This window comes from Streptomyces sp. NPDC097107 (assembly GCF_044762405.1).
GTDB classification, from domain to species: domain Bacteria; phylum Actinomycetota; class Actinomycetes; order Streptomycetales; family Streptomycetaceae; genus Streptomyces; species Streptomyces thinghirensis.
The window spans coordinates 345995-371528 of record NZ_JBIWEF010000007.1; the positions used below are offsets into that span (position 1 = coordinate 345995).

General features: G+C 72.5%; 23 protein-coding genes. 14 read left to right on the forward strand and 9 right to left on the reverse strand.

From position 1 onward, the window contains the following. Positions 1-45: 45 nt before the first annotated feature. The 9 genes from ACIQ1J_RS19360 to ACIQ1J_RS19400 all read left to right on the forward strand — a co-directional run bounded on the left by ACIQ1J_RS19360 (position 46) and on the right by ACIQ1J_RS19400 (position 9554). Positions 46-1464 (forward strand): RsmB/NOP family class I SAM-dependent RNA methyltransferase, encoded by a 1419-nt coding sequence (locus ACIQ1J_RS19360; protein WP_403558084.1) that lies wholly within the window; start codon positions 46-48, stop codon positions 1462-1464. A 122-nt stretch (positions 1465-1586) separates the two neighbouring features. After that, positions 1587-2273, forward strand: coding sequence for a ribulose-phosphate 3-epimerase (rpe, locus tag ACIQ1J_RS19365; protein ID WP_121745887.1), 687 nt, complete (start codon positions 1587-1589; stop codon positions 2271-2273). Positions 2274-2350: 77 nt separating this feature from the next. Further along, a complete protein-coding gene (locus tag ACIQ1J_RS19370) occupies positions 2351-3394 on the forward strand; it encodes a sugar-binding transcriptional regulator (protein ID WP_403558086.1) in 1044 nt (347 codons plus the stop codon). 95 nt (positions 3395-3489) lie between these two features. Beyond that, entirely contained in the window at positions 3490-3843 is a 354-nt protein-coding gene (locus tag ACIQ1J_RS19375; RefSeq protein WP_210961437.1) for a barstar family protein, read from the forward strand. Positions 3844-3951: 108 nt separating this feature from the next. After that, positions 3952-5394, forward strand: coding sequence for a GuaB1 family IMP dehydrogenase-related protein (locus ACIQ1J_RS19380; protein WP_403558088.1), 1443 nt, complete (start codon positions 3952-3954; stop codon positions 5392-5394). A 67-nt stretch (positions 5395-5461) separates the two neighbouring features. Continuing rightward, entirely contained in the window at positions 5462-5857 is a 396-nt protein-coding gene (locus tag ACIQ1J_RS19385) for a hypothetical protein (protein ID WP_403558090.1), read from the forward strand. 299 nt (positions 5858-6156) lie between these two features. Further along, entirely contained in the window at positions 6157-7644 is a 1488-nt protein-coding gene (locus ACIQ1J_RS19390) for an amino acid permease (RefSeq protein ID WP_403558092.1), read from the forward strand. A gap of 36 nt (positions 7645-7680) precedes the next feature. After that, positions 7681-8133 (forward strand): Lrp/AsnC family transcriptional regulator, encoded by a 453-nt coding sequence (locus tag ACIQ1J_RS19395; protein ID WP_055415902.1) that lies wholly within the window; start codon positions 7681-7683, stop codon positions 8131-8133. Positions 8134-8321: 188 nt separating this feature from the next. Then, on the forward strand, positions 8322-9554 hold the full coding sequence (locus ACIQ1J_RS19400; RefSeq protein ID WP_403558095.1) for an MFS transporter: 1233 nt from the start codon (positions 8322-8324) through the stop codon (positions 9552-9554). On the opposite strand, the gene ACIQ1J_RS19405 is transcribed toward ACIQ1J_RS19400, so the two are convergent. Then, positions 9502-9798 carry a hypothetical protein gene (locus ACIQ1J_RS19405; RefSeq protein WP_403558097.1) on the reverse strand — a complete coding sequence of 99 codons (297 nt, stop codon included), beginning with the start codon at positions 9796-9798 and terminating at the stop codon, positions 9502-9504. The two genes, ACIQ1J_RS19400 and ACIQ1J_RS19405, sit on opposite strands and share 53 nt — an antisense overlap. 604 nt (positions 9799-10402) lie before the next feature. On the opposite strand from ACIQ1J_RS19405, the gene ACIQ1J_RS19410 reads away from it, so the two are divergent. Further along, positions 10403-11191 carry a carbon-nitrogen hydrolase family protein gene (locus tag ACIQ1J_RS19410; protein ID WP_403558099.1) on the forward strand — a complete coding sequence of 263 codons (789 nt, stop codon included), beginning with the start codon at positions 10403-10405 and terminating at the stop codon, positions 11189-11191. Between the two features lie 55 nt (positions 11192-11246). After that, positions 11247-12944 (forward strand): flavin monoamine oxidase family protein, encoded by a 1698-nt coding sequence (locus tag ACIQ1J_RS19415; protein WP_403558101.1) that lies wholly within the window; start codon positions 11247-11249, stop codon positions 12942-12944. On the opposite strand, the gene ACIQ1J_RS19420 is transcribed toward ACIQ1J_RS19415, so the two are convergent. Next, a complete protein-coding gene (locus ACIQ1J_RS19420) occupies positions 12941-13870 on the reverse strand; it encodes an LLM class F420-dependent oxidoreductase (protein ID WP_403558103.1) in 930 nt (309 codons plus the stop codon). The two genes, ACIQ1J_RS19415 and ACIQ1J_RS19420, sit on opposite strands and share 4 nt — an antisense overlap. 111 nt (positions 13871-13981) lie before the next feature. Beyond that, the gene (locus tag ACIQ1J_RS19425; RefSeq protein WP_403558105.1) at positions 13982-14677 is read right to left on the reverse strand and encodes a DUF5995 family protein; all 696 of its coding nucleotides are present in this window, start codon (positions 14675-14677) and stop codon (positions 13982-13984) included. Positions 14678-14851: 174 nt separating this feature from the next. Here ACIQ1J_RS19425 and ACIQ1J_RS19430 point away from each other — a divergent pair, with 174 nt between their 5' ends. Beyond that, positions 14852-15991, forward strand: a complete 1140-nt coding sequence (locus ACIQ1J_RS19430; protein ID WP_403558243.1) for a glycoside hydrolase family 6 protein — start codon at positions 14852-14854, stop codon at positions 15989-15991. On the opposite strand, the gene ACIQ1J_RS19435 is transcribed toward ACIQ1J_RS19430, so the two are convergent. Further along, positions 15973-17406 carry a uracil-xanthine permease family protein gene (locus ACIQ1J_RS19435; RefSeq protein ID WP_403558107.1) on the reverse strand — a complete coding sequence of 478 codons (1434 nt, stop codon included), beginning with the start codon at positions 17404-17406 and terminating at the stop codon, positions 15973-15975. The genes ACIQ1J_RS19430 and ACIQ1J_RS19435 overlap by 19 nt on opposite strands. Before the next feature lie 207 nt (positions 17407-17613). On the opposite strand from ACIQ1J_RS19435, the gene ACIQ1J_RS19440 reads away from it, so the two are divergent. Further along, positions 17614-18072, forward strand: coding sequence for an acyl-CoA thioesterase (locus ACIQ1J_RS19440; RefSeq protein ID WP_403558109.1), 459 nt, complete (start codon positions 17614-17616; stop codon positions 18070-18072). On the opposite strand, the gene ACIQ1J_RS19445 is transcribed toward ACIQ1J_RS19440, so the two are convergent. Further along, positions 18032-19243: an MFS transporter gene (locus tag ACIQ1J_RS19445; RefSeq protein WP_210961426.1), complete on the reverse strand. Its 1212-nt coding sequence runs from the start codon at positions 19241-19243 to the stop codon at positions 18032-18034. The two genes, ACIQ1J_RS19440 and ACIQ1J_RS19445, sit on opposite strands and share 41 nt — an antisense overlap. Positions 19244-19386: 143 nt before the next feature. On the opposite strand from ACIQ1J_RS19445, the gene ACIQ1J_RS19450 reads away from it, so the two are divergent. Further along, positions 19387-20601 (forward strand): ROK family transcriptional regulator, encoded by a 1215-nt coding sequence (locus ACIQ1J_RS19450; RefSeq protein ID WP_210961425.1) that lies wholly within the window; start codon positions 19387-19389, stop codon positions 20599-20601. 86 nt (positions 20602-20687) lie between these two features. On the opposite strand, the gene ACIQ1J_RS19455 is transcribed toward ACIQ1J_RS19450, so the two are convergent. The 4 genes from ACIQ1J_RS19455 to ACIQ1J_RS19470 all read right to left on the reverse strand — a co-directional run bounded on the left by ACIQ1J_RS19455 (position 20688) and on the right by ACIQ1J_RS19470 (position 25387). Further along, positions 20688-21122 (reverse strand): hypothetical protein, encoded by a 435-nt coding sequence (locus ACIQ1J_RS19455; protein WP_403558111.1) that lies wholly within the window; start codon positions 21120-21122, stop codon positions 20688-20690. A 13-nt stretch (positions 21123-21135) separates the two neighbouring features. Beyond that, positions 21136-21900, reverse strand: a complete 765-nt coding sequence (locus ACIQ1J_RS19460) for an SDR family oxidoreductase (RefSeq protein WP_403558245.1) — start codon at positions 21898-21900, stop codon at positions 21136-21138. Positions 21901-22005: 105 nt separating this feature from the next. After that, positions 22006-22893 (reverse strand): RNA polymerase sigma-70 factor, encoded by an 888-nt coding sequence (locus tag ACIQ1J_RS19465; protein ID WP_403558113.1) that lies wholly within the window; start codon positions 22891-22893, stop codon positions 22006-22008. A gap of 112 nt (positions 22894-23005) precedes the next feature. After that, entirely contained in the window at positions 23006-25387 is a 2382-nt protein-coding gene (locus tag ACIQ1J_RS19470; RefSeq protein ID WP_403558115.1) for a chitinase C-terminal domain-containing protein, read from the reverse strand. Positions 25388-25534 lie beyond the last annotated feature (147 nt).

The window sequence follows — 25534 nt, forward strand, 5'->3', positions numbered from 1 at the left end:
TACGCTGGTGAGCGCACTTCATCCCACACCCGGAGCACCTTTTTCGTGAGCGAGCAGCCTCGTCGTCCCCGCAAGCCCGGCAAGCCGTACCGCAGGCCCCAGAAGGATCCCGTCCGCATCCTCGCCTTCGAGGCGCTCAGGGCCGTCGACGAGCGGGACGCGTACGCCAATCTCGTGCTTCCGCCGCTGCTGCGCAAGGCGCGGGAGCGGGACGACTTCGACGCCCGGGACGCCGCCCTCGCCACCGAGCTGGTGTACGGGACGCTGCGCCGCCAGGGGACGTACGACGCGATCATCGCCGACTGCGTCGACCGGCCGCTGCGGGAGGTCGACCCGCCGGTGCTGGACGTGCTCGGCCTCGGTGTCCACCAGCTGCTCGGGACGCGGATCCCGAGCCACGCCGCCGTGTCCGCCACCGTGGAGCTGGCGCGGGTCGTGCTCGGCGACGGGCGGGCCAAGTTCGTCAACGCCGTGCTGCGCAAGGTCGCGCGGGACGATCTCGACGGTTGGCTGGAGCGGGTCGCCCCGCCCTACGACGAGGACCCCGAGGACCACCTCGCCGTCGTGCACTCGCACCCGCGCTGGGTCGTCTCCGCGCTGTGGGACTCGCTCGGCGGCGGCCGGTCCGGCGTCGAGGAACTGCTGGCCGCGGACAACGAGCGGCCCGAGGTCACCCTCGTCGCCCGCCCCGGACGGGCCACGGCCGACGAGCTGCTGGGCGAGGAGGCCGCCGTACCGGGACGCTGGTCGCCGTACGCGGTGCGGCTGAGCGAGGGCGGTGAGCCCGGGGCCGTCGACGCCGTACGGGAGAACCGGGCCGGTGTGCAGGACGAGGGCAGCCAGCTCGTCGCGCTCGCGCTGGCCAACGCGCCGCTGGACGGGCCGGACCGGCGCTGGCTGGACGGATGCGCCGGGCCGGGCGGCAAGGCCGCGCTGCTCGGGGCCCTGGCCGCCGAGCGCGGTGCCTTCCTGCTCGCCTCCGAGAAGCAGCCGCACCGGGCCGGTCTGGTGGCCAAGGCACTGGACGGCAACCCGGGGCCGTACCAGGTGATCGCGGCCGACGGAACCCGCCCGGCGTGGCGGCCAGGCAGCTTCGACCGAGTCCTGGTCGACGTGCCGTGCACCGGGCTCGGTGCTCTGCGCCGCCGCCCCGAGGCGCGCTGGCGGCGCCGTCCCGAGGACCTGGACGGGTTCGCCCCGCTCCAGCGCGGGCTGCTGCGCAGCGCCCTGGAAGCGGTGCGGGTCGGCGGCGTCGTCGGCTACGCGACGTGCTCGCCCCACCTCGCCGAGACCCGGGCCGTGGTCGCGGACGTCCTCAAGCAGTTCCCCGACGGTGAACTCGTCGACGCCCGCCCCCTTCTTCCGGGCGTCCCCGACCTCGGCGAGGGCCCCGACGTACAGCTGTGGCCCCACGTGCACGGCACCGACGCCATGTACCTCGCTCTGATCCGCCGCACCGCGTAACGCGCCCCAAACGGGCGCGGGGAACCGCGCGAGCAACCACGAACGACCCGCACTGCTGACACAACCGCATCCCCTGGGGACCCGTCCCGCCCCGCCCCCGGAGGGCATGGCAGTCTTGGGGCATGGCCGCGCAGATCAACCCCAGCATCCTGTCCGCCGACTTCGCCCGCCTCGCGGACGAGGCCGAGGCGGTCGGGGGAGCCGACTGGCTCCACGTCGACGTCATGGACAACCATTTCGTCCCCAACCTCACGCTCGGCGTGCCGGTCGTGGAGTCCCTGGCCAGGGCGACGGACACCCCGCTGGACTGCCATCTGATGATCGAGGCCCCCGACCGCTGGGCGCCCCAGTACGTGGAGGCGGGCGCCGGTTCCGTCACCTTCCACGTCGAGGCGGCCGCCGCCCCGGTGCGCCTCGCGCGGGAGATCCGGGCCAAGGGCGCCCGCGCCTCGATGGCGCTGAAGCCCGCGACGCCGATCGAGCCGTACGAGGATCTGCTCCCGGAACTCGACATGCTGCTGATCATGACGGTTGAACCGGGCTTCGGTGGGCAGGCGTTCCTCGACATCATGCTCCCGAAGATCCGGCGCACCCGTGAGTTGATCAAGAAGCACGGTCTGGAGCTGTGGCTCCAGGTCGACGGCGGGGTGTCGGCATCGACGATCGAGCGGTGCGCCGACGCCGGCGCCGACGTCTTCGTCGCGGGTTCCGCCGTGTACGGGGCGTCCGACCCGGCCGAGGCGGTACGTGCATTGCGCACGCAGGCCGAGGCGGCGACCGCCAAGGCGTCCTGGGCGTGCGACCACTGAGGAACAGAACGTGAACGGCTCCCATCAGGGCTGATCAAGTGCGCCGAATCTGCAAGGATGAACGGCGTATCCAGAGTGTGAACAGCAGTGAGGAGATCGCCGTGTCGGGTATGTCGGCGGGCCGTTCAGCCATGCGGATGGGACCCGCTGAGCTGGTCCAGGCGGCGGCCATGGCCCGCCGCTTCTACCTTGAGGGCAAGTCCAAGATCCAGATCGCGGAGGAGTTCGGCGTCAGCCGCTTCAAGGTGGCCAGGGTCCTCGAGACGGCTCTCGAGCGAGACCTTGTACGAATCGAGATCCGGGTGCCGGCCGAGCTGGACGCGGAGCGCTCGGACGCGCTGCGGGTCCGCTACGGGCTCAGGCACGCAGTCGTGGTGGAGTCCCCGGCCGACGCCGAGGAGACGCCCGACCCGGAGAACCTGGGAGAGGTGGCCGCAGACCTGCTCGGCGAGCTGGTCAACGAGGGCGACGTGCTGGGTCTGGCCTGGGGCAGGTCCACCATCCACATGGCGGCGGCGCTCGACCGGCTGCCGCCGTGCACGGTGGTGCAGCTGACGGGCGTGTACGACGCCGGGACCGCCGAGCGGGGCTCGGTCGAGGCCGTGCGCCGGGCCGCCCAGGTGTCGGGCGGCGACGCCCACCCCATCTACGCGCCGATGCTGCTGCCGGACGCGGCGACCGCACAGGCGCTGCGTCACCAGACCGGGATCGCCCGGGCCTTCGAGTACTTCGACAAGGTCACGGTCGCCTGCGTCTCCATCGGCTCCTGGGAGCCCGGCATCTCGACGGTGCACGACATGCTCAGCGACGAGGAGCGCGCGCACTACGCCTCGCTCGGTGTCGCCGCCGAGATGTCCGCGCACCTCTTCGACGCCGAGGGGCGCCGGGTCGGCCGGGACCTGGGGGAGCGGTGCATCACGGTCAGGGCCGACCAGCTCCGCCATATCCCCGAGGTCGTGGCGATCGCGGGCGGGCAGCGCAAGGCGGCGGCCATCGACGCGGTGCTGCGCTCCGGTCTCGTCACCAGCCTGGTGACGGACACGTCGGCCGCTGACTACCTGATGACGGTGGGCTCGGCGCCGAAGTCGACGCTCAACCGGACGGACCCGGACGGCGTCTGACGGCGGATCGGGCGATTCAGGCGACGGGCGATTCAGGCGACGGGCAATTCAGGCGACGGGCGACCGCCCGGTCAGCAGAGGGAGAAGGGCGCGACATGAACGAGGACCCCGCGGGACGGCTCGTGGTCACGCTGGACCTCGCCGGGGTCACGGACAAGGCGGGCCTGATGGACCGCTGCGCCCGTGACCTTGCGCTGCCCGACTGGTTCGGCCGGAACTGGGACGCGCTCGCCGACTCCCTCGCCGACCCCTCGGTCTGGCCCGAGGAGGCGGCGGAGCGAGGGCTGGTCCTCGTCGTGCGGGGCTGGCGGGAGTACGCCGAGGCGCGGCCGGACGAGTGGTCCGTCGCCGAGGAGGTCTTCGCCGAGGCGACGGACCGCGGTCCGGGGCTCTTCGTGACCCTCGGCCCTGGAGGATCCTCCAAAGAGGTCGCTGACCAGCCTGGATGATCTGCCCGGGGGTTATCGGCCATCGGCCATGGGAGAATGAAGTACGTGCTCTTTCCCCCTGGCTGACCTGTCCGGGGGCCACCTCTGATCGACTGGGATGTGCAGCACGTGCGTTTCCTGAATGACATCCAGCCCTCGTACGACCTGACGTACGACGACGTGTTCATGGTGCCGAGCCGCTCCGCCGTGGGCTCCCGGCAGGGCGTGGACCTCGGCTCCCCGGACGGCACGGGCACCACCATCCCGCTCGTCGTCGCCAACATGACCGCCATCGCGGGACGCCGCATGGCCGAGACGGTGGCCCGGCGCGGCGGCCTGGTGGTCATCCCGCAGGACATCCCGATCGAGGTCGTCACCGACGTCGTCTCCTGGGTGAAGAGCCGCCACCACGTCCTGGACACCCCGATCGTGCTGGCCCCGCATCAGACCGTCGCCGACGCGCTGTCCCTGCTGCCCAAGCGCGCGCACAACGCCGGTGTCGTCGTCGACGCGGCGCACAAGCCGGTCGGCGTGGTCACCGACACCGACCTGACCGGCGTGGACCGCTTCACCCAGCTCGAAGAGGTCATGTCCAAGGACCTGATCCTCATCGACGCGGACATGGACCCGCGCGAGGCCTTCAACACCCTCGACGCCGCCAACCGCCGCTACGCGCCCGCCGTCGACAAGGACGGCCGCCTCGCCGGCATCCTGACCCGCAAGGGCGCCCTGCGCGCCACGCTGTACACCCCGGCGACCGACGCGAACGGCAGGCTCCGCGTCGCCGCCGCCGTCGGCATCAACGGCGACGTGGCGGGCAAGGCAGAGCAGCTCCTCGACGCGGGTGTGGACACCCTCGTCATCGACACCGCGCACGGCCACCAGGAGTCGATGATCGGCGCCGTCAAGGTGGTGCGCGACCTCGACCCGCGGGTCCCGATCGTCGCGGGCAACATCGTCTCCGCCGAGGGCGTGCGCGACCTCGTCGAGGCGGGCGCCGACATCATCAAGGTCGGCGTCGGACCCGGTGCCATGTGCACCACCCGCATGATGACAGGCGTCGGCAGGCCGCAGTTCTCCGCCGTCCTGGAGTGCGCCGCCGAGGCCAGGAAGTACGGCAAGCACGTGTGGGCCGACGGCGGTATCCGGCACCCGCGCGACGTGGCGATGGCCCTCGCGGCCGGCGCGTCCAACGTGATGGTCGGCTCCTGGTTCGCGGGCACGTACGAGTCCCCGGGCGACCTCCAGCACGACGCCAGCGGCCGCCCCTACAAGGAGTCGTTCGGCATGGCCTCCGCCCGTGCGGTGCGCAACCGCACCTCCGAGGAGTCGGCCTACGACCGGGCCCGCAAGGCGCTGTTCGAGGAGGGCATCTCCACCTCCCGGATGTTCCTCGACCCGGCCCGCCCGGGCGTCGAGGACCTGATCGACTCGATCATCGCGGGCGTCCGCTCCTCCTGCACCTACGCCGGAGCCGCCTCCCTGGAGGAGTTCGCCGAGAAGGCCGTCGTCGGCGTCCAGAGCGCCGCCGGCTACGCCGAGGGCAAGCCGCTGCACGCCAGCTGGAGCTGAGCACGCCCGAGTCCGGATACGGTCAGGGTGGCTTGACGTCAAGCCACCCTGACGCGACGCTGGGCGCATGACGACACCGCAGAGCATCGAGCCGCAGCACACCCTGCTGACCGCCGTGGCCCGCCTCGACGAGCTGCGCACCCGTGAGTCCCTGGCCGGCGACGGCAGCGACGAAGAGGCCCTCGACCGCACCCAGCTCCTCGAACTGCTCGCGCTGAGCGAGGTGGTGGCCCGCAAGGCGGCCTACGGGCGCCAACTCACCGTCCGGTCGGCCCGGGAGGCCGGCGCCTCCTGGGCGCAGATCGGGGCCGCGCTGGGCACCAGCAAGCAGGCCGCCTGGGAGGCGCACCTGCGCTGGATCGACGCCCAGGAGGCCGCGTGCGGCCGGCCCGGAGAGATCGGGTCCAGCCCGGCGGACGCGGCTGAGGCACGGGTGACCGCGGGCGAGCCGGACGGCCGCTGACCAGGGCCGATCCCCTGCTCACCGTCCCCCGTACGCAACGCTCCACAGCCTCCGCGCAACGAACACGCGCCCCGCCCCGGTGAACGCAACGATCGTGCGGAGACGCGCAAGGTTGCTGCATTACCGGGGGCCCGCACCCCTCGTAGTGTTCTGCGCTGTACGTGGCGTGGCGGGGACTCCGCTCGGTGGGTTCCCGCTCTTCACGAGCGCGCCCGCCGGTCCCCGCCGCTCCAGAGCCCGCCGCGAGCCCGTCCGCTCACACCGACGGGCGCGACCGGCAGCGACAAAGGAGTCAACGCGTGCTCGACCAAGGCGCACCCCCGCACCACGACGGACCGGCCACCCCCTCGTCCCCGGGCCTGGCCGCGCGCCTCATGCGCCGCAAACCCGTGGAACGGCTGGTCGCCGAGGGCGGCCAGGGCGAGGGCGGCTCCCTCCGCCGCTCCCTCGGCCTGTGGCAGCTCACGATGATCAGCATCGGCGCCACCCTCGGCACCGGCATCTTCGTCGTCCTCGGCGAAGCCGTCCCGAAGGCCGGCCCGGCCGTCACCCTCTCCTTCGTCATCGCCGGCCTCACGGCACTCTTCTCGGCGCTGTCCTACGCCGAGCTGGCCGGCACCATCCCGGTCGCCGGCTCCTCGTACTCGTACGCCTACGCCACCATGGGTGAGCTGGTCGCCTGGATCTGCGGCTGGTGCCTGGTCCTGGAGTACGGCGTGTCGGTCGCCGCCGTCGCCGTCGGCTGGGGCGAGTACCTCAACGAACTCCTCGACGGCACCATCGGCGTCACCATCCCGGCCGCGCTGTCGGCCCCGCCCGGCGACGGCGGCATCTTCAACCTGCCCGCGCTGATCGTCGTGCTCCTCGCCATGACCTTCCTGCTGGGCGGTGCCCGCGAGTCCGCCCGCGCCAACACGATCATGGTCGTCGTCAAGATCGCCGCGCTGGTGCTGTTCTGCGCGATCGGCGTGCAGGGCTTCCGCTCCGGCAACTACGAGAACTTCATGCCGCTCGGCATGGCCGGCGTCAGCGCGGCCGGCGCGACGCTCTTCTTCTCCTACATCGGTTTCGACGCCGCCTCCACCGCCGGTGAGGAGGCCAAGAACGCCCAGCGCGACCTGCCCCGGGCGATCATGCTGTCCCTGATCATCGTCACGGTGCTGTACGTCCTGGTCGCGGCCGTCGCCGTCGGCGCCAGGCCCTGGCGGACCTTCACCGACTCCGAGGCCTCCCTCGCCCAGATCATGACCGACGTCACCGGACAGGCGTTCTGGGGCACCCTGCTGGCGTTCTGCGCGGTCGTCGCCATCGCCAGCGTCGTCCTGACCGTGCTCTACGGCCAGACCCGCGTCCTGTTCGCCATGTCCCGCGACGGGCTCGTGCCCAAGGTGTTCTCCCGCGTCCACCCGAAGAGCGGCGCGCCCCGGGCCAACACCCTGATCGTCTCCCTGTTCTGCGGCGTCCTGGCCGCCGCGATCCCGCTCGGTCAGCTCGCCGACGCCACCAGCATCGGCACCCTCTTCGCCTTCGCCCTGGTCAACGTGGCCGTCGTGGTGCTGCGCCGGAGCCGTCCGGACATGCACCGCACCTTCCGGGTGCCGCTGGCACCGGTGCTGCCGGCGCTGGGCTTCGCCTTCTGCGTCTGGATGATGGGCAGCCTGTCCACCGTCACCTGGGTGGTCTTCGGTGTCTGGATGGCCGTCGGGCTCGTGTTCTACTTCGTGTACGGCCATCGTCGTTCCCGGCTCGCCACGCCGGACACCTCGCAAGCCCAGAAGCAGCAGTAGCTCCAGCAGCTCCAGAAACGAAGTGAACCACCCGCAGTGCTGAACGATCTCGACGAACGCATCGTGCACGCCCTCGCCGAGGACGCCCGCCGCTCCTACGCGGACATCGGGCAGTCGGTCGGCCTGTCCGCGCCCGCCGTGAAACGGCGCGTGGACCGGCTGCGCGCCACCGGAGCCATCACCGGATTCACCGTACGGGTCGACCCCGCCGCGCTGGGCTGGGAGACCGAGGGGTTCGTCGAGATCTTCTGCCGCCGCAACACCTCGCCGGAGACCATCCAGCGGGGCCTGGAGCGCTACCAGGAGGTCGTGGCCGCGTCCACCGTCACCGGGGACGCGGACGCGGTCGCCCAGGTGTTCGCCTCCGACATGCGGCACTTCGAACGGGTCCTGGAGCGGATCGCCGGGGAGCCGTTCGTGGAGCGGACCCGGTCCGTGCTGGTGCTGTCACCGCTGCTGCGGCGCTTCTCGTCGGGGTCACCCACGTAGTCGGTGGGCGCGGGCAGTCGGTGGGCACGGGCAGTCGGTGGGGCGGGTAATCGGTGGGCAGTGGGCCGGGTGCCGTCTAGCATCGGTGTCATGACCTGGCGACATTGATCCACCAGCAGCGCCTCCTCCCGAGGGCCGCCTCGGACGCCGTACCTCCGGTGTCCGATCCGCCCCCTCGGGAAGGCCTCATGACTCTCTCACCCGAGCGTGCCCCCGCCACCGCCGGTACCCGGCGGCTGACGCGCACGCTGTACGGCTCCGCGTTCTGCGACGAGTTCGTCCTGCTGTACCCGGTGTACGCGCTGCTGTTCAGCGACACCGGTCTGTCCGTCTGGCAGATGTCCTCCCTGTTCGCCGTATGGTCGCTGACCAGCGTGGTTCTGGAGGTGCCCTCCGGCGCCTGGGCCGACGCCGTCTCCCGGCGGCTGCTGCTGGTGCTGGCCCCGCTGCTCACCGCCGCCGGGTTCGCCCTGTGGGTGCTCGTGCCCTCCTACGGCACCTTCGCGCTCGGCTTCGTGCTGTGGGGCGCCGGAGGAGCGCTCGGCTCGGGAGCGCTGGAGGCGCTGGTCTACGACGAACTGGACCGGGCCGGCGCCGCCGACCGGTACGCCCGTGTCATGGGCCGGGCCCGGGCGCTCGGCATCACCGCGACGATGGCCGCCATGGGTCTGGCCGGACCGGTCTTCGCCTGGGGCGGCTACGAGGCGGTGGGCGCGGCGAGCGTGCTGGTCTGCCTGGCCGGGGCGGTCGTGGCGACACGCTTTCCCGAGCATCGCAAGCCCTCCGCCGACGGCGACCGATGGTCCGCGACCCTGCGCGCCGGACTCGCGGAGGCCCGCACCGACCGGTCCGTGCGCGGCGCGCTGCTCCTCGTCCCGGCCGTGACCGCGGTGTGGGGCGCGCTCGATGAGTACACGCCACTGCTGGCACGCGACACCGGCGTGGCGCAGCAGACCGTCCCCTGGCTGCTGCTGGTGATCTGGGCCGGTGCCACGGTCGGCAGCCTGCTGGCCGGTGCCGCCGCACGCCTGACCACGACCGGGTTCGCCGCCCTGCTGACCGGCTCGGCGCTGGCCCTGGCCGTGGGCGCCGCGGCGGGCACCCCGGTGGCCCTGGTCCTGATCGCACTGGCCTTCGGCGGCTTCCAGCTGGCGACCGTGCTGGCCGACGCCCGCCTCCAGGAGCGCATCGAGGACACCGGCCGGGCCACCCTGACCTCCGTCGCCGGCCTCGGCACCGAGCTGGGCACCCTCGCGACCTACGGGGCGTACGCGGTGGCCGCCACGGCGGCGGGGCACGGCACCGCGTTCGCCCTGTCCGCGGTGCCGTATCTGCTGACGGCGCTGCTGCTGGCCACCGCCGCCCGCACTACAGCCGCGGCTGCCAGGGCACGACCTCGAAGTCGCCGGTCCCCTTCCTGACCTTCTCGAAGGGTGCCGAGGACACGCACCGGGGCAGCTCCGCGCCCTCCGCGGGGCTGCCCGTCGCGGCCCAGCTGTAGCCGAGGCGGTCGTGACGGCCGAGGTCGTGGACCGTGACGCCGACCCGCTTGCCCTCGGCGCCGGGCAGGTCGGAGTCGGTGACGACACCGGAGACGACGGCCACGTCACCGCCGGTGAGCAGGCAGTCGACGGAGACCTCGGCCCGGGCGCCCTCGCCGTTCACGTAGTGGCTGAACTCGAACGTCCCGGTGGCCTCGAGCGGGTCGTCGTTGTCCTCGGCCGCCAGATGCGCGTCGAAGGTGAAGGTGATGTCGTCCCCGGCCGACCGGTACGGCTTGGCGGTGCCGGTGAGCGCGGCGGCCTCCCCCGACGCCGCTCCTCGTGGGGGCCGGAGGCGACCGCGGCGCCGGTCGTGACGGCGGTGGGCAGCAGTGCGGCACAGAGTGCGGCGGTCATCGTACGGCGTTTCACGGCGGTCCCCTCCACCGGCGGAACATGGCGAACCGGATGCCCACCACTGTTCCGGCGCCGCGCTCCCGCCACATCGCGCTCAGGGCGGGAACGCACTCCGCCGCGCGGCGGGGGAGGAGGGGCCCGATCTGCCTCTCCGGAAGGAGCCCCGGGGTCTGGCAGCCGGCGGGCGTGAGCGCGCGGCGGTGGTCCAGGGCCGCTCGGCTGTGCGGGGCGCACAACGAATCGCCGTGGGGTGCCCCGCGAACGCAACGATCCGCTCACCGGCGCGCAACGGGTCCTTCTTGTCCGGCGGAGCCCGCCGACCGTACCGTCTATCTGGCCCCCCGACCCCCTCCCACCGGTGAGGATCACGCATGCGCACCGCCCTGCTCCAGAGCTCCGGCCGGCCCGGCTCGACCGCCGAGAACCTCAAGGTCCTCGACGAGGCCGCGGGCCGGGCCGCCGCCGCGGGGGCGGGGTTGCTGGTCACCGCCGAACTGTTCCTGACCGGGTACGCGATCGGTGACGACGTCGCCGTCCTCGCCGAGCCGGCCGACGGCGACTCCGCCGACGCCGTGGCGGAGATCGCCGGGCGCTACGGCCTCGCCGTCGTGTACGGCTACCCGGAGCGCGCGGGTGAGAGCGTCTTCAACTCCGTCCAGCTGATCTCCGCCGACGGCACCCGAGTGGCGAACTACCGCAAGACCCACCTCTTCGGCTGCTTCGAGCGCGACCACTTCACGCCCGGCGAGCAGCCCGTCGTCCAGGCCGAGCTGGACGGGGTGACCGTCGGCCTGATGATCTGCTATGACGTGGAGTTCCCGGAGAACGTCCGCGCCCACGCCCTGGCCGGCACCGACCTGCTGCTCGTCCCGACCGCGCAGATGCACCCGTTCCAGTTCGTCGCCGAGTCCGTCGTGCCGGTGCGGGCCTTCGAGAACCAGATGTACGTGGCGTACGTCAACCGCGTCGGCCGGGAGGGCGAGTTCGAGTTCGTCGGGCTGTCCGTGCTCGCCGGACCCGACGGGACCGCCCGTGCCCGGGCCGGGCGCGCCGAGGAGCTGGTCCTCGGCGACGTCGACCCGGTCCTCCTCGCCGCCTCCCGCGAGGCCAACCCGTACCTGAAGGACCGCCGCCCCGGCCTCTACGGGCCCCTCGTCTGAGTCCCGGGCCCCGAGCCCCCACCCCCGTTCCACCTGTGCAAGGAGCCCGTACCCCATGACGTCCACCGTGCCCAACGCGATCGAGCACGCAGACGAGCAGCAGCCGCCGATCACCATGTTCGGGCCGGACTTCCCGTACGCGTACGACGACTTCCTCGCCCACCCGGCGGGTCTCGGCCAGATACCCGCGACGGAGCACGGTACCGAGGTCGCGGTCATCGGCGGCGGCCTGTCCGGCGTCGTGGCCGCCTACGAGCTGATGAAGATGGGCCTCAAGCCCGTCGTGTACGAGGCCGACGAGATCGGCGGGCGACTGCGGACCGTGGGGTTCGACGGGTGCGACCCCGCCCTGACCGCCGAGATGGGCGCGATGCGCTTCCCGCCGTCCTCCACCGCCCTGCAGCACTACATCGACCTGGTGGGACTGGAGACCCGGCCGTTCCCCAACCCCCTCGCCGAGGCGACGCCCTCGACCGTCGTCGACCTCAAGGGCGAGTCGCACTACGCCGAGACGCTGGACGACCTGCCCCAGGTCTACCGTGACGTCGCCGACGCCTGGGCGAAGTGCCTCGAAGAGGGCGCCGACTTCTCCGACATGAACCGCGCCCTGCGCGAGCGCGACGTCCCGCGCATCCGCGAGATCTGGGCGAAGCTGGTCGAGAGGCTCGACAACCAGACCTTCTACGGCTTCCTCTGCGACTCGGAGGCCTTCAAGTCCTTCCGCCACCGCGAGATCTTCGGCCAGGTCGGCTTCGGCACCGGCGGCTGGGACACCGATTTCCCCAACTCCATCCTGGAGATCCTCCGCGTCGTCTACACCGAGGCCGACGACCACCACCGCGGCATCGTCGGCGGCTCCCAGCAACTGCCGCTGCGGCTCTGGGAGCGCGAGCCGGAGAAGATCGTCCACTGGCCCCACGGCACCTCGCTGAAGTCCCTGCACCTGGACGGCGACCCGCGCCCGGCGGTGACCCGGCTCACCCGCACCGCCGGCAACCGCATCACCGTGACCGACGCCGACGGCGACATCCGCACTTACCAGGCGGCGATCTTCACCGCCCAGTCCTGGATGCTGCTGTCGAAGATCGCCTGCGACGACTCGCTGTTCCCGATCGACCACTGGACGGCGATCGAGCGCACCCACTACATGGAGTCCAGCAAGCTCTTCGTGCCGGTCGACCGGCCCTTCTGGCTGGACAAGGACGAGGTCACGGGCCGGGACGTCATGTCGATGACGCTCACCGACCGCATGACCCGCGGCACCTACCTCCTCGACGACGGACCCGGCAAGCCCGCCGTCATCTGCCTCTCCTACACGTGGTGCGACGACAGTCTGAAGTGGCTCCCGCTGTCCGCGAACGAGCGGATGGAGGTCATGCTGAAGTCGCTCGGCGAGATCTACCCGAAGGTCGACATCAGGAAGCACATCATCGGCAACCCGGTGACGGTCTCCTGGGAGAACGAGCCTTACTTCATGGGCGCGTTCAAGGCCAACCTGCCCGGTCACTACCGCTACCAGCGGCGCCTGTTCACGCACTTCATGCAGGAGGAGCTGCCCGAGGACAAGCGGGGCATCTTCCTCGCCGGCGACGACATCTCCTGGACGGCCGGCTGGGCCGAGGGCGCCGTCCAGACCGCACTGAACGCGGTCTGGGGCGTCATGCACCACTTCGGCGGGGAGACCGACTCGACCAACCCGGGCCCCGGTGACGTCTACGACGAGATCGCGCCGGTCGAGCTTCCCGAGGACTAGATCCCGTTCGCCCGCGCCCTCTCGTACACCTCGGCGGCGATGTCCTTCAGCTCCTCGGCGTCCCGTGCCGTGCTCTGGAAGTCGAGGAGGATCTCGTCCAGGCCGATCTCGGCGTGCGCGGCGAGGTCCTCGACGATCTGGTCGACGTCGCCGTGGAAGAGGCGTCGGCCGGAGGGATCCTGGGGCGCCTTGCGGTAGCGGGCGTTGACCCGCAGCACCGTCCGGATGGGTTCCGTACGGCCGCGCTCGGCGGCCAGGTCCCGCAGCTGCCGCCACTGCTCGGCGACGGCCCCGGCGCCGAGGGCGTTCGGCAGCCAGCCGTCGGCGTGGTCGACCAGCCGGCGCCGGGCCCTGCCGCTGCCCGCCGCCAGCAGGACCGGGATCCGCCGGGCGGGCTTGGGGCCGACCACGGAGGACGCGATCTTCGTGAACTCGCCGTCGTACACCACGGGGTCCGGCCCCCAGACCGCGCGGCACACCTCGATCAGCTCGTCCAGAACCCGCCCGCGCTCGGCGAAGGGCCGCACGGACGCCGCCGCGTACTCGTCGTGGGACCAGCCCGTGCCGAAGCCGGCGACGACCCGGCCGCCGCTCGCCGCGTCCAGCGAGGCCAGCGCCCTCGCCAGCTGGAACGGGACGTGCAGCGGGGCGACCAGGACGCTGGAGCCCAGCTCCGCCCGTTCGGTGGCGGCGGCGGCGAGGGTCAGGGTCACCAGCGGCTCCGCCACGTTCCGGTACTCGTCCGGCCAGGGGAGGCCCTCGATGCCGTACAGCCCCTGGGTGGCCGGCTCGGGGAACAGGGCCCGCTCGAAGACCCACAGGCTTTCGTAGCCCAGTCGTTCCGCCGCGCGGGCCACGTCGGGGACGTCCTTGCCGAGGTCGTACTGCCGCATCTGGGGGAGGCCGAGTCCGAGCCGGGTCGTCATGCCTGGGCGCTCCTTCGCAGTCGGGGTGCGATGCTGCATGGTGCTCAAAGGTTCAACGTACAGCGATCGCACGGGAGTTCCGCCGAGCGCGCATCGGGAGCGCCGGACGGATCAGTCCGGCAGCGGCGTGAGCAGCATGCGGCCCGCGAAGCCCACCGCCGCGTCGAGCCGTTCGGTGAACTCCCCGGCGATGTCGGGCAGCCGACGCAGCGCCCACAGCGCGCGGGCCGCCGCCCAGGCGGCGTCGCGGGCTCGCTCCAGGCACCAGGAGCCGAGCAGATGGGTCAGCGGGTCGGCGATCCGCAGGAGGTCGGGACCCGGCATCAGCTCGTCGCGGATGCGCTCCTCCAGCGACACGAGGAGATCACCCACCCGGTCGAACTCGTCCTCCAGATCGACGGGTTCGCAGCCGAGCGTATGACAGGTGTCCACCACGGCCAGCGCGAGGTCGTGGCCGATGTGCGCATTGATGCCCGCCAGCGCGAACTGCAGCGGCCGTACGCCGGGATGGCGGCGGAACTCGAACAGGGGCCGCCAGCAAGCGGGCGGCCGATGCCCGTCCTCCAGCGCGTCGAGGGCGGCCAGGTAGCGCTCCGCGAACCGCACGTCCAGCGCGGTCGCGGCCCGGGGGTCCGGGAAGCGACCGGTGTCGATGTGCCGGTCGACCGCCTCCGTGACGGTCAGGTAGACGCGGTTGAAGACGGCCACCCCGTCCCGGGCGGGCAGCGTCGTGTCGAGGGCGCGCATCCGGGAGAGGACCGTGTCCACCGTCCGGACGGCCGCCGGGACTTGTTCGCAGTGCGCCATGGCGGCAGGTTCGCAGCTTTAGGCTGGCGGGAGTGTCGGCGGGCCCGACGCTTCCCCAGAACGGGGGAACGCGCCCGCCGTGCGGGGGAGGGGGAACCATACGTGTCAGGCCTTCGTGCCCGGCGCCTGGCCGCTCGCAGGGCCGAGCGCGGACGTGCCGCCCGCCGGAGCGCGATGGCCGCGGCGGCGTCCGTCGTGGTCGCGGTGGGCGCCGCGACCGGCATGCTGTCCGCGCTCGGCGACGACGACGGCGGGGCGGACAAGGCCCGGCCGGAGGTGACGCGGTCACCGCGGCTGCAGTCCCTGCCCGTCGTGCCGTCCCCGTCCCCGTCGGTGCTGCCGTCGGCCTCGGCCTCGCCCTCCCCGTCGGCGCGGAAGGCGAGTCCCGGTCCCTCGCCGAGGGAGGAGACCGAGAAGGCCGGGAAGGAGAAGCCCCGGGCCGCCGCGGCCTCCACCCGGCTCTACCGGCACCCCGAGTCCCAGGTCCTCGACTGGGTCCGGACCCACCCCGGCGACCCGCGCCAGGACGTCATCCGGTCCCGGATAGCCGACCATCCGGCCGCCGTGTGGTTCGCCGACCACACGCCCGCGACCATCACCTCCCGGGTCCGCGCCGTCACCTCGGGCGGTGCCGAGGCGGGCCGGGTGCCGGTCGTCGTGCCGTACGCGATCCCCGACCGCGACTGCGGCGGCCACTCCCAGGGCGGCGCGCCCGACCTCGGCGCCTACGACGACTGGATCGACCGCTTCGCCGCCGGTCTCGGCTCCGGCGATGTCATCGTCGTCCTGGAGCCCGACTCGGTCGCCCAGGCGGAGTGCATGTCCGCCGGTGAGCGTGGAGACCGCTTCGCCTCGCTGGCCCGAGCGGGGCGCGTGCTGAAGGACGCCAACCCGAACGCCCGGGTCTACTACGACGCCGGGCACTCCGGCTGGCACGCCCCCGCCAAGCAGGCGGGCTGGCTCAAGCAGGCGGGCGCCGCCTCGGCCGCCTCCTCCGACGGCATCTTCAGCAACGTCTCCAACTTCCACGCCACCGCCGACGAGGTCGCCCACGACCGCGCGGTCCTCGACGCCCTCGGCGGCCCCGCGAGCCTGGGCGCCGTCATCGACACCAGCCGCAACGGCAACGGCGCCCCCTCCGACGGCGAGTGGTGCGACCCGGACGGCCGCGAGCTCGGCCGCGCACCGACCCTGAGCACCGGCATGGGGCGCGTCGATGCCTACCTGTGGGTCAAGCTGCCCGGGGAGTCGGACGGCTGCAAGGGCGACCCGGGCACGTTCACGCCGTCCTACGCCTACGACTTGGCGCGCTGAGACCCGCCGCCCGACCCGTCGCCGCCGCCACCGCTGTCCCCGGTCTTCTCGTCGTACGACGACGTGCCCTCGTCCAGCAGCGGCTGCTGCGTCTTGAGGTGGGCCGGGGCGAAGACCCGCAGCGCGTGGTAGCCGGTGATGACGACCACGGTGCCGAGCGCGATGCCGCTGAGGGAGAAGGTGTCGGTGAACTCCATGCTGACGTTGCCGACGCCGATGATGATGCCCGCGGCGGCCGGCACCAGGTTCAGCGGGTTGCGCAGGTCAACCTTGGCGTTGATCCAGATCTGGGCGCCGAGCAGGCCGATCATGCCGTAGAGGATGACCGTGATGCCGCCGAGGACACCGCCGGGGATCGCGGCCACGACCGCGCCGAACTTCGGGCAGATGCCGAAGAGGAGGGCGAAGCCCGCGGCGGCCCAGTACGCCGCCGTCGAGTAGACGCGGGTCGCCGCCATCACGCCGATGTTCTCGGAGTACGTCGTGTTGGGCGGGCCGCCGACCGCCGTGGAGAGCATCGAGCCGACGCCGTCCGCGGAGATCGCCGTGCCGAGCTTGTCGTCGAGGTTGTCGCCCGTCATCTCACCGACCGCCTTGACGTGTCCGGCGTTCTCCGCGACCAGCGCGATGACGACCGGCAGGGCCACCAGGATCGCCGACCACTCGAAGCTCGGCCCGTGGAAGGACGGCAGGCCGATCCAGTCGGCCTGGCCCACGGCGGAGAAGTCCAGCCGCCAGTGGTCGGTGAGCTTGCCGCTGCCGTCCACCGAGTGGATCCTGCCGAGGATCCGGTCGAGGACCCAGGAGAGCACGTAACCGAAGACCAGCCCCAGGAAGATCGCGATCCGGGACCAGAAACCCCGCAGGCAGACCACGGCCAGACCGGTGAACAGCATCACCAGCAGCGCCGTCCACTGGTCCTGCGGCCAGTAGGTGGACGCGGTGACCGGGGCCAGGTTGAAGCCGATCAGCATGACCACCGCGCCGGTGACGACGGGCGGCATCGCGGCGTGGATGATCCGCGCACCGAACCGCTGCACGGCGAGCCCCACCAGGAACAGCGCGGCGCCGACCACCAGCACCGCGCCGGTCACCGTGGCGCTGGTGCCGCCCTGGGCGCGGATCACCGCGGCGACGCCGACGAAGGAGAGCGAGCAGCCGAGGTAGCTGGGCACCCGGCCGCGGGTGGCGAGCAGGAAGATGACGGTCGCCACGCCCGACATCATGATCGCGAGATTGGGGTCCAGGCCCATCAGGACCGGAGCCACGAAGGACGCCCCGAACATGGCCACCACGTGCTGGGCACCGAGCCCGGCCGTGCGGGGCCACGAGAGCCGTTCGTCGGGGCGGACCACCGCTCCGGGTGCGGGCGTGCGCCCGTCACCGTGCAGCTTCCAGCGCACGCCGAGGTCCATGGTGAGGTTTCGCTTTCTCTGTACGTGAGGACTGTCCGCACCATTGTCGGGGGTACCGGGCGGTCCCACGTCCCGCGCCCCCCGCTGACCAGCACCTTCCCGGCGACCGCCGCTGAGCGTCCGCTCAGGATGGAAGGAGCCGCTGTACATGAGCACGTACGGCCGGCCGTACGTGAGCACAGCCGAGCAGGACCAGGAGCCCCACCCGTGACCGCCGAAGCCCCCGCCGCCCCCGTCCTCTCCCACGGCCGGCTCGTTCCCGTCACCGTCCACTTCGACGACCTGGACGCGCTCGGCCTGCTGCACAACGCCCGCTACCCGGTGATGGTCGAGCGGGCCTGGGCCGAGCTGTGGACCGAGCACGGCTTCCGCTTCGAGGGCGACTGGGCGGCGGCCGGCGACGCCTGCAACGCGGTCAAGGAACTGACGATCACCTACGAGGCGCCGGTCACCCGGCCGGGCGCGTACGCCGTCCACCTCTGGCTGGACCGGCTCGGCACGACCGGGCTGACCTACGGCTTCCGGTTCTGCTCGGCGGACGGCGCCACCACGTACGCCCACGGCGCCCGGGTGCTGGTCCGGCTGGACTCCGGGACGCTGCGCCCGGCGCCGTGGAGCGACACCTTCAGGGCTGCCGGTCGGGCACTCCTGCGTTCGACGGACTGATCTTCGGGCGGTCCCGGTCCCCGGCGCGCAGCACCTTCGCGAACACCACCAGACAGCAGGCCAGCGCGGTCACCAGACCGAACGACACCACCAGGCTGGTCGCCTGGGCCAGGCCGCCGATCGCGCTCGGGGCGACCAGGCCGGAGGTGTACGTGATGGTGGCGACGCCCGCGATGGCCAGGCTGGGACTGGAGCCGGCGCGGCCGGCCGCGGCGAAGCACAGCGGAACGACCACGGCGATCCCGAGACCCATCAGCGCGAAGCCGGCCATCGCCACCGCGGGATGGCCCCCGACGACGATGAGCAGACCGCCGGCGGTGGCCAGCACACCGCTCACCCGGACCGTGCGCACCGCGCCGAACCGGTCCACCACCTTGTCGCCGGCGAACCGGGCCAGGGCCATGGTGAGTGTGAAGCCCGTCGTGCACGCCGCCGCCAGACCGGCCGAGGCCTCCAACTGGTCCCGCAGATAGACCGCCGACCAGTCCAGGCTCGCGCCCTCCGCGAACACCGCGCAGAACCCGACCGCGCCGATCAGCAGCGCCGACCTGGGCGGCAGCGCGAACCTCGGGGGCGGGTCCTCGTCCTCGGCGGGCTGGAGGTCGAGCACCCAGGTGCAGGCGACCAGGCCCGCGACGGTCAGCACGGAGGCGGCCAGTACGTGATGCAGCCGGGCGTCGGAGCCCAGGTGGGCGGCGAGCGTGCCGGCCGCCGAACCGATCAGGGCACCCGCGCTCCACATGCCGTGCAGACCCGACATGATCGACTTGTCGAGACGGTTCTCGATCTCGACGCCGAGCGCGTTCATCGCCACGTCCGACATGCCGGCCGTGGCGCCGTAGACGAACAGGGCGAGGCACAGGGTGAGCAGGTTCGGGGCGAGGGCGGGCAGGACCAGCGCCAGCGTCCACAGGGCGAGCAGGCCGCGCAGGGCGGTGCGGGCGCCGAAGCGGTGGCTGACGCTGCCGGCCAGCGGCATGGCGACCGACGCGCCGAGCGCCGGGAACGCGAGCGCCAGACCCAACTGGCCCGCGCTCACCCCGGCGTGGTCCTGGATCCACGGCACGCGGGTGGCGAACGAGCCGGTGACGGCACCGTGTACGGCGAACACGGCCGCCACGGCATACCGGGCGCGCCGCACCGTGCGCTGCTCGTAGACCACTGCGCTCATTCTCGGGCCCCTCCCTCGGGTCTGCGCCGCCGGCTCGGCCGCCTGGCGTCACCGCGCGCCGCGTAAACTATCAGGGACCCTGCCTGATAGATAGGGGATTACCGGTGTGGGCCTCCGCGCCGCCGATCTGGAAGGATCCCGGCATGCCCGCATCCCCGAGCACCGCCCGGGCCATCAACGACCGCCTCGCCCTGCGCCTGCTCCAGCAGGAGGGCCCGCTGACGGCAGGGCAGTTGAAGCACCTGACCGGCCTGTCCCGCCCCACCGTGGCCGACCTCGTCGAACGCCTCACCGCCTCCGGCCTCATCGAGGTGGCGGGGGAGTCGGGCGAGCAGCGCCGGGGGCCGAACGCCAAGCTGTACGGCATCGTCGCCGGGCGCGCCCACCTCGCCGCCCTCGACGTACGCACCGAGGGCGTCGCCGTGCTGGTCTCCGACCTGCTCGGCCGGGTGCTGGCCGAGGGGTCCGTGCCGATCGGCGACGACACCGGCACCGGCCCCGCGGTGGAGCAGGCGGTGAGCCTGGTCGAGCGGGCGGCGAAGGAGGCAGGGGCCTACCGGCTGCACACCGTCGGCATCGGCGCGCCCGGCCTGATCGACCCGGCGAGCGGGGAGCTGCGCGACTCCACCGGTCTGCCCGAGTGGCACCGGCGGCTGATGGCCGCGTTGCAGGAGAAGTTCCCCGAGGCGCGGGTCGGCGTCGAGAACGAGACCAACCTCGCCGCCCTGGCCGAGCAGCGCGACGGGGCCGCCCGGGACCGGGACACGTTCGTCCTGCTCTGGCTCGGCCTGGGTGTCGGCGCCGCGGTCGTCCTCGACGGTACGCTGCGGCGGGGCGTCTCCGGCGGTGCGGGCGAGGTCGGCTTCATGCCGGTGCCCGGCACCTCGGGCCTGCCGTCGGCCACCGACTGCGACGGCGGCTTCCACTCCGTGGCCGGGGCGGCGGCGGTGACCGCCCTGGCGGCGCGGCACGGCGTGACGGCGACGCCCGTCGGACCCGAGCCGTACGCCGCCGCGCTGGTACGGGAGGCGGTGCGCCGGTCGGGAACGGGCCGGGACCATCACCCGGACCCGGCCGCCGAGCGGTTCCTCGACGCGCTCGCCGACCGGGTCGCCCTCGGCGCCGCCGCCGTCGTCTCCGTCCTCGACCCCGGCTGTCTGGTGCTGGCCGGTGAGGTCGGCCGGGCCGGCGCGGACGTCCTCGCCGCGCGCGTCCAGCACCGCCTCACCCGGATGTCGCCGCTCGCCACCGAGGTACGGTCCAGCACGCTGGGCGGCGGCGCCGTACTGCGTGGAGCCCTGCTGACCGCCCGCGACCGCGCCCAGGACGAGCTGTTCGCGCCGCCCGGACGGCCCTGATCCAAGCGGACGCCCCGGTGGAACAGCGCGCATGCCACTTGCCGCCGGGGGTGTTCGCTCCCGTCCGCGTTCCGCCCGGGACGCGCTCAGAGCGCGGGCCGGCGCCCCGCCGGTTCGGGCTCCCGGAAGGCCGCCCCGTCCGCCGCCGGCCACAGCAGGGCCGTCGGCAGCAGGACCGCCGCTCCCAGCAGCGCCATGAAGCCCGCACCGCTCGCCGCGGACAGGGGCCCCAGATGCTGGGTGTGGAAGAGGAGGTGGGCCACGGAGGACACCAGGTAGGCCACCAGCGCCGTGATCACGAGCCGCCGCTCCATCGCCGCCACCGCCGAGCACAGCACCACCGCGAGCGCGGCGCTCGCCCCGCCGAAGTCCCGCAGCAGGTGTTCGTTGTACGGCGGCAGGTGCGACACCCAGGGCCACTTCCAGAACAGCTCGGGCAGCAGCAGGATCCACAGCCCCAGCACCACCTGCGCACCGGCGAGCAGCCCCAGCCCCGTCCGCAGCCACGCCCGTCTGCTCATCCGCGCCGTCCACTCATCCGCGCCGCCCGCCCGTCCCGCCGCCGAACCGCCCCGCCAGGTACTCCTCGAACGTCCCTTTGCCCACCGCCCGCTCGGGCGCGAGGTGCCCGCCCGTGCGGAAACCCCGGTAAGCCTTCCCCGCGAGCGGCACCTTCACCACGGCCCGCCGGCGCCCCGTCGCGCCCAGATAGGCGCGGGCCAGCGACTCGAACGTGCGCACCTCGGGCCCGCCCAGGTCCGCCACCCGCCCGGCGGGCGCGCCACCGGCCAGCTCGGCGAGCCGCTCCGCGACCTCCGCGACCTCCACCGGCTGGTCGGAGACTCGGGCCGGCAGCAGCACGACCGGCGACTTGGCCAGCGCCTGGAGCACCCGCACCACCAAGTCGTGGAACTGGGTCGCCCGCAGCATGGTCCAGCCGAGTCCCGATTCCTCCACCAGCCGCTCGACGGCGAGCTTGGACCGGTAGTAGCCGAGCGGCACCCGGTCCACGCCGACGATCGAGATGTGGACCAGGTGCCCCACCCCGGCCCGCCGTGCCGCCGCGATCAGGTTCGTGGCCGCCTGTTCGTCGCCGCCGCGCGGGCTGGTCGCGCAGTGCACGACCGTGTCCGCACCGCCGAGCGCCACGTCCAGAGCACTGCCGCCGGCCCGCAGGTCGACGGCGTACGGCTGGGCGTGCCGGCTGAGTACCCGCACCTCGTGCCCGTCCGCGCGCAGCCGCTCGGTGACGAGCCGTCCGAGCGTGCCGGTGCCGCCGGTCACCAGGATCGTGGTCATCGTGCTGAGCCCCTTCGCCACGGCGGACGCTCCCGGACGGAGCGCCCTGTCGTCAGCTGGGACGGCGTGGCCGGTGCCGGATGTGACACTTCCGGCGAGCGGATGTCAGGGCTGCCCGAGCTGACGACGTACGAAGTCCAGCTTGTCCGGGTTCACCATGGCCTGCACCTGCGTGATGGACCCGTCGCGCACTTCGAACGACAGGACGGCCACGACCGTGTCGCCGACCCGTGCGACCAGCGCGCCGGCGCCGTTGACCTCGGTGACGGAGACGTCCCGGCCGGCCGTGAACTTCGGGAGTCCGCCCAGCACGAAGCGGACGACCTTCGTGCGGCCCTCGATGGGGCGCCGCGCCGCGGTGACCTTGCCACCGCCGTCGCTCCACCAGACCACGTCCTCGGCGAGCAGCTTCTCCAGTCCGGCCAGGTCGCCGTCACGGGCCGCCGTGAGGAACGATGTGACCAGCTCCTCCTGCCGCTCGGGCGAGGGCGGGAACCGCGTCCCCGGCTCACCGATCCGTGCCACGGCCCGCCGGTAGAGCTGACGGCAGTTCGCGTCGGTCAGATCCAGCGCCTCGGCGATCTCGCGGTGCCCGTACGCGAACGCCTCGCGCAGCACGTACACAGCCCTCTCGGCCGGTGTCAGCCGCTCCAGCAGGACGAGCATCGCCGTCGACACGGCGTCGCGCCGCTCCGCCGACTCCAGCGGGCCGAGGGTGCCGTCGGAGGTCAGGACCGGCTCCGGCAACCAGGCGCCGACGTAGGTCTCGCGCCGGGCGCGGGCCGAGGTGAGACGGTCGAGGCACAGGTTGGTGACGACCTTGGCCAGCCAGGCAGCCGGCTGCCCGATGCCCGCCCGGTCGGTCCCGCTGAAGCGCAGGTAGGCGTCCTGGACCGTGTCCTCCGCCTCGTCGGCCGAGCCCAGCATGCGGTAGGCCAGGCCGAACAGACGGGGCCGGTGGCGCTCGAACTCCTCGGCGGTCGCGGTCGTCATGCGTCTCACTCTGCCAGTGGCCCGGCGGGCGCTTCGGGCGACCCGGCGGGCGTTGGAAGACCCGGCGGCGGGCAAGGGCCTTCGTCACCGCCGCCGGGCCGGTCTCGCCGGGTCAGCAGGCGCCGAGGTCCTGCCAGACGCCCCACTCACCGGTGGTGCCGGGCTCCTCGCCCTTCGTCCACCACTTGGACTTCCACGCGTGCCCCTCGTGGGACACCGTGGTGCCGCCGCCGTAGGGCGTGGCCGCGTCCCAGGCCGGGGCCGTGCACTGCCCGGTGCCGTCCGTCGGGCTCGGACTCGGGCTCGGCGACCCGGTCCCCGTGGGGGTGGGCGTGGGCGTCGGGCCCGGCGTCTGCGTGCCGGGCTCCACCACGGTCGTTCCCCGGGACAGATCACCCGCCAGGGCGTACGTCTTCCCACCGAAGGAGACCGTCCAGTTCGACGGCGTCGACACCGGCAGGTAGTACACGAAGTCCACCTCGGTGGAGGCCCCCGGCGCCAGCGACTGCCAGGCCGGCAGCTTCAGCGACACCCGGTGGTAGTCGCCCTTCAGGCCGCCCACGTTGCCGCCCGTGTGGTCGCTGCGTATCACCGAAGTGCCCCAGCCGGACTGGTCCTTGGCGTTGCCGGGCGCCGAGGTGGCGTAGTCGAACCGGAACTCCGTACCGCCGGGCAGGGCCGTCTTCGTGTTGTTGGTGATCTTCAGCTTGGGGCTGATCGGGTAGTTGGAGTCGCCGAGCGGGAACTGCCCGAACTCCACGTCGATGTCCAGCGCCTCGGCCGGCAGGCCGATCGTGGAGCGCTCGGCACCGTAGGGGGAGGCGTTCTTGAACGTGTCGTACATCGTGTCGGTCAGCGTCGAGCCCGGCACGTACTGCCCCTTGCCCGCGTCCCAGGCGTAGTCGCCCGCGAGCTCCCACACCATCGTGCCGCCGATGCCGCGGTCGACCACGTAGTCCGCCTTGGCCTGGACCGACTGCTCGTCCTCGGTGGACAGGAAGACCTTCTTCTCGGCGTTCCACAGCCAGGGCGCGACCAGGGTGGAGTCGTACTTGCGGGCGTACGTCCCGGTCAGCTCGGTGTCGGCCGGGAAGCCGTAGTCGGTGACGTAGTCGCCGACGACTCCCTTCTCCAGGTTCTTCGCGTGCCACATCGGATTGGAACCCGCGGGCGACTCCTCGCCGCCCGTGTCCAGGTCGTGCCACAGGTTGTCGATGCCCACCGCGCCGTCACCGCACTTGGTCAGGCCGGAACCCGCCGGGCAGTCCGTGGAGGGTGCCTTGCCCCAGAGTCCGTCGGTGCCGCCGGTGACGTTCTTGAAGCCGCGCGTGTAGTACGGCAAGCCGATGTTGATGCGGCCGGCCGGCATCGAGCCGCGGAAGTAGTGGTAGGCCCAGTCGGTGTTGAGGTAGCCGATGCCGCCGTACTGGGAGGTGGTGTACACGCCCGCGGCGGCGAGCTCGGAGTCCCTGCCGTCGTCGAAGAGGGAGGCGTTCGGACCCACGTGCTCGTTCCAGGCACCGTGCAGGTCGTACGACATGATGTTGACGTAGTCCAGGTACTTCTGGACCTGGAAGGTCTCCATGCCGCGCAGCAGGTACCCGGAGGACGGCGCGGCGACGGAGAGGAGGTAGTGCCTGCCGTCCGCGGCGCCCGCGCGGTCGAGCTTCTCGCGCAGCGTCTTCATCAGCGCCGCGTACCCCTTGACCAGCCCGGCCCGGCGGCCGTTGGCGAAGGTCCAGTCGAGCGGGTTGCCCGCGTCCTTCATCGTCGTCGGGTACTCGTAGTCGATGTCCACGCCGTTGAAGCCGTACTTCCGCACGAAGTCGACCGCGGAGTCCGCGAAGGTGTCGATGCCGGCCTGGTTGACCGAGCCGTCGGCGTTGGTGGCCATCGAGTAGAAGCCGCCCGAGTCCACGCGGCTGCCGTCGTCGGCGAAGTAGCCGCCCGTCTCCGCCCAGCCGCCCACCGAGATCATCGTCTTGACGTCCGGGTGCTGCTTCTTGAACTTGGTCAGCTGATTGAAGTGGCCCTTGTAGGGGAGGTCCGGGTCCATCCCGGCGCCCTCGACCCCGGGCCACGTCATGCCGGTCGCCGGGTTCTTCGCGCTGTCGGAGCCGACGGAGAGCCTGTTGCCGCCGTCCACGTGCGCGAAGGCGTAGTTGATGTGGGTGATCTTGTCCCACGGGATGTCGGAGGCGAGATAGGCGGGCTTGCCGTCCTTGCCGGTGCGCCAGCTCGTGAAGTAGCCGATCACGCGGCGCTGGTGGTCGGCGCCCATCTTCTCCCGGCCCGCGGAGTCGTAGACCGAGCAGTAGGGGACGTCGACGCCGGGGGTCCGGTAGAGGCCGTCGGGGCGACAGGTCTCCTGGCCGGCGGCCTGCGAGGCGGTCGCGGGCAGGCCGGCGAGCAGCAGGCCGGCGACGGCGGCGACCGCCGCGAACAGGGCGGGCCCCGCTCTGTGGCGGGATCTGGAGCGTGACGGGGAAGGCACAGTCGGTTCCTCTCCACGGAAGTTGCGCAGACCCTAGGAGGACTAGACCAGTGAGTCAATAGGTATGGACCAATCTCAAGGCGGGGCGGAGGAGGCTCGGTCGGGGGCGGCCGTGGCGCGGCCGGACCTCGCGGAGGAGCGTTCTGT

Coding starts and splice junctions, on each gene's coding strand:
- ACIQ1J_RS19455 (WP_403558111.1), bottom strand. CDS start 21,122: ATGAGCAGACGGGCGTGGCTGCGGACGGGGCTGGGGCTGCTCGCCGGT.
- ACIQ1J_RS19435 (WP_403558107.1), bottom strand. CDS start 17,406: ATGGACCTCGGCGTGCGCTGGAAGCTGCACGGTGACGGGCGCACGCCC.
- rpe (WP_121745887.1), top strand. CDS start 1,587: ATGGCCGCGCAGATCAACCCCAGCATCCTGTCCGCCGACTTCGCCCGC.
- ACIQ1J_RS19415 (WP_403558101.1), top strand. CDS start 11,247: ATGACGTCCACCGTGCCCAACGCGATCGAGCACGCAGACGAGCAGCAG.
- ACIQ1J_RS19420 (WP_403558103.1), bottom strand. CDS start 13,870: ATGACGACCCGGCTCGGACTCGGCCTCCCCCAGATGCGGCAGTACGAC.
- ACIQ1J_RS19430 (WP_403558243.1), top strand. CDS start 14,852: ATGGCCGCGGCGGCGTCCGTCGTGGTCGCGGTGGGCGCCGCGACCGGC.
- ACIQ1J_RS19400 (WP_403558095.1), top strand. CDS start 8,322: ATGACTCTCTCACCCGAGCGTGCCCCCGCCACCGCCGGTACCCGGCGG.
- ACIQ1J_RS19460 (WP_403558245.1), bottom strand. CDS start 21,900: ATGACCACGATCCTGGTGACCGGCGGCACCGGCACGCTCGGACGGCTC.
- ACIQ1J_RS19385 (WP_403558090.1), top strand. CDS start 5,462: ATGACGACACCGCAGAGCATCGAGCCGCAGCACACCCTGCTGACCGCC.
- ACIQ1J_RS19410 (WP_403558099.1), top strand. CDS start 10,403: ATGCGCACCGCCCTGCTCCAGAGCTCCGGCCGGCCCGGCTCGACCGCC.
- ACIQ1J_RS19425 (WP_403558105.1), bottom strand. CDS start 14,677: ATGGCGCACTGCGAACAAGTCCCGGCGGCCGTCCGGACGGTGGACACG.
- ACIQ1J_RS19450 (WP_210961425.1), top strand. CDS start 19,387: ATGCCCGCATCCCCGAGCACCGCCCGGGCCATCAACGACCGCCTCGCC.
- ACIQ1J_RS19375 (WP_210961437.1), top strand. CDS start 3,490: ATGAACGAGGACCCCGCGGGACGGCTCGTGGTCACGCTGGACCTCGCC.
- ACIQ1J_RS19445 (WP_210961426.1), bottom strand. CDS start 19,243: ATGAGCGCAGTGGTCTACGAGCAGCGCACGGTGCGGCGCGCCCGGTAT.
- ACIQ1J_RS19465 (WP_403558113.1), bottom strand. CDS start 22,893: ATGACGACCGCGACCGCCGAGGAGTTCGAGCGCCACCGGCCCCGTCTG.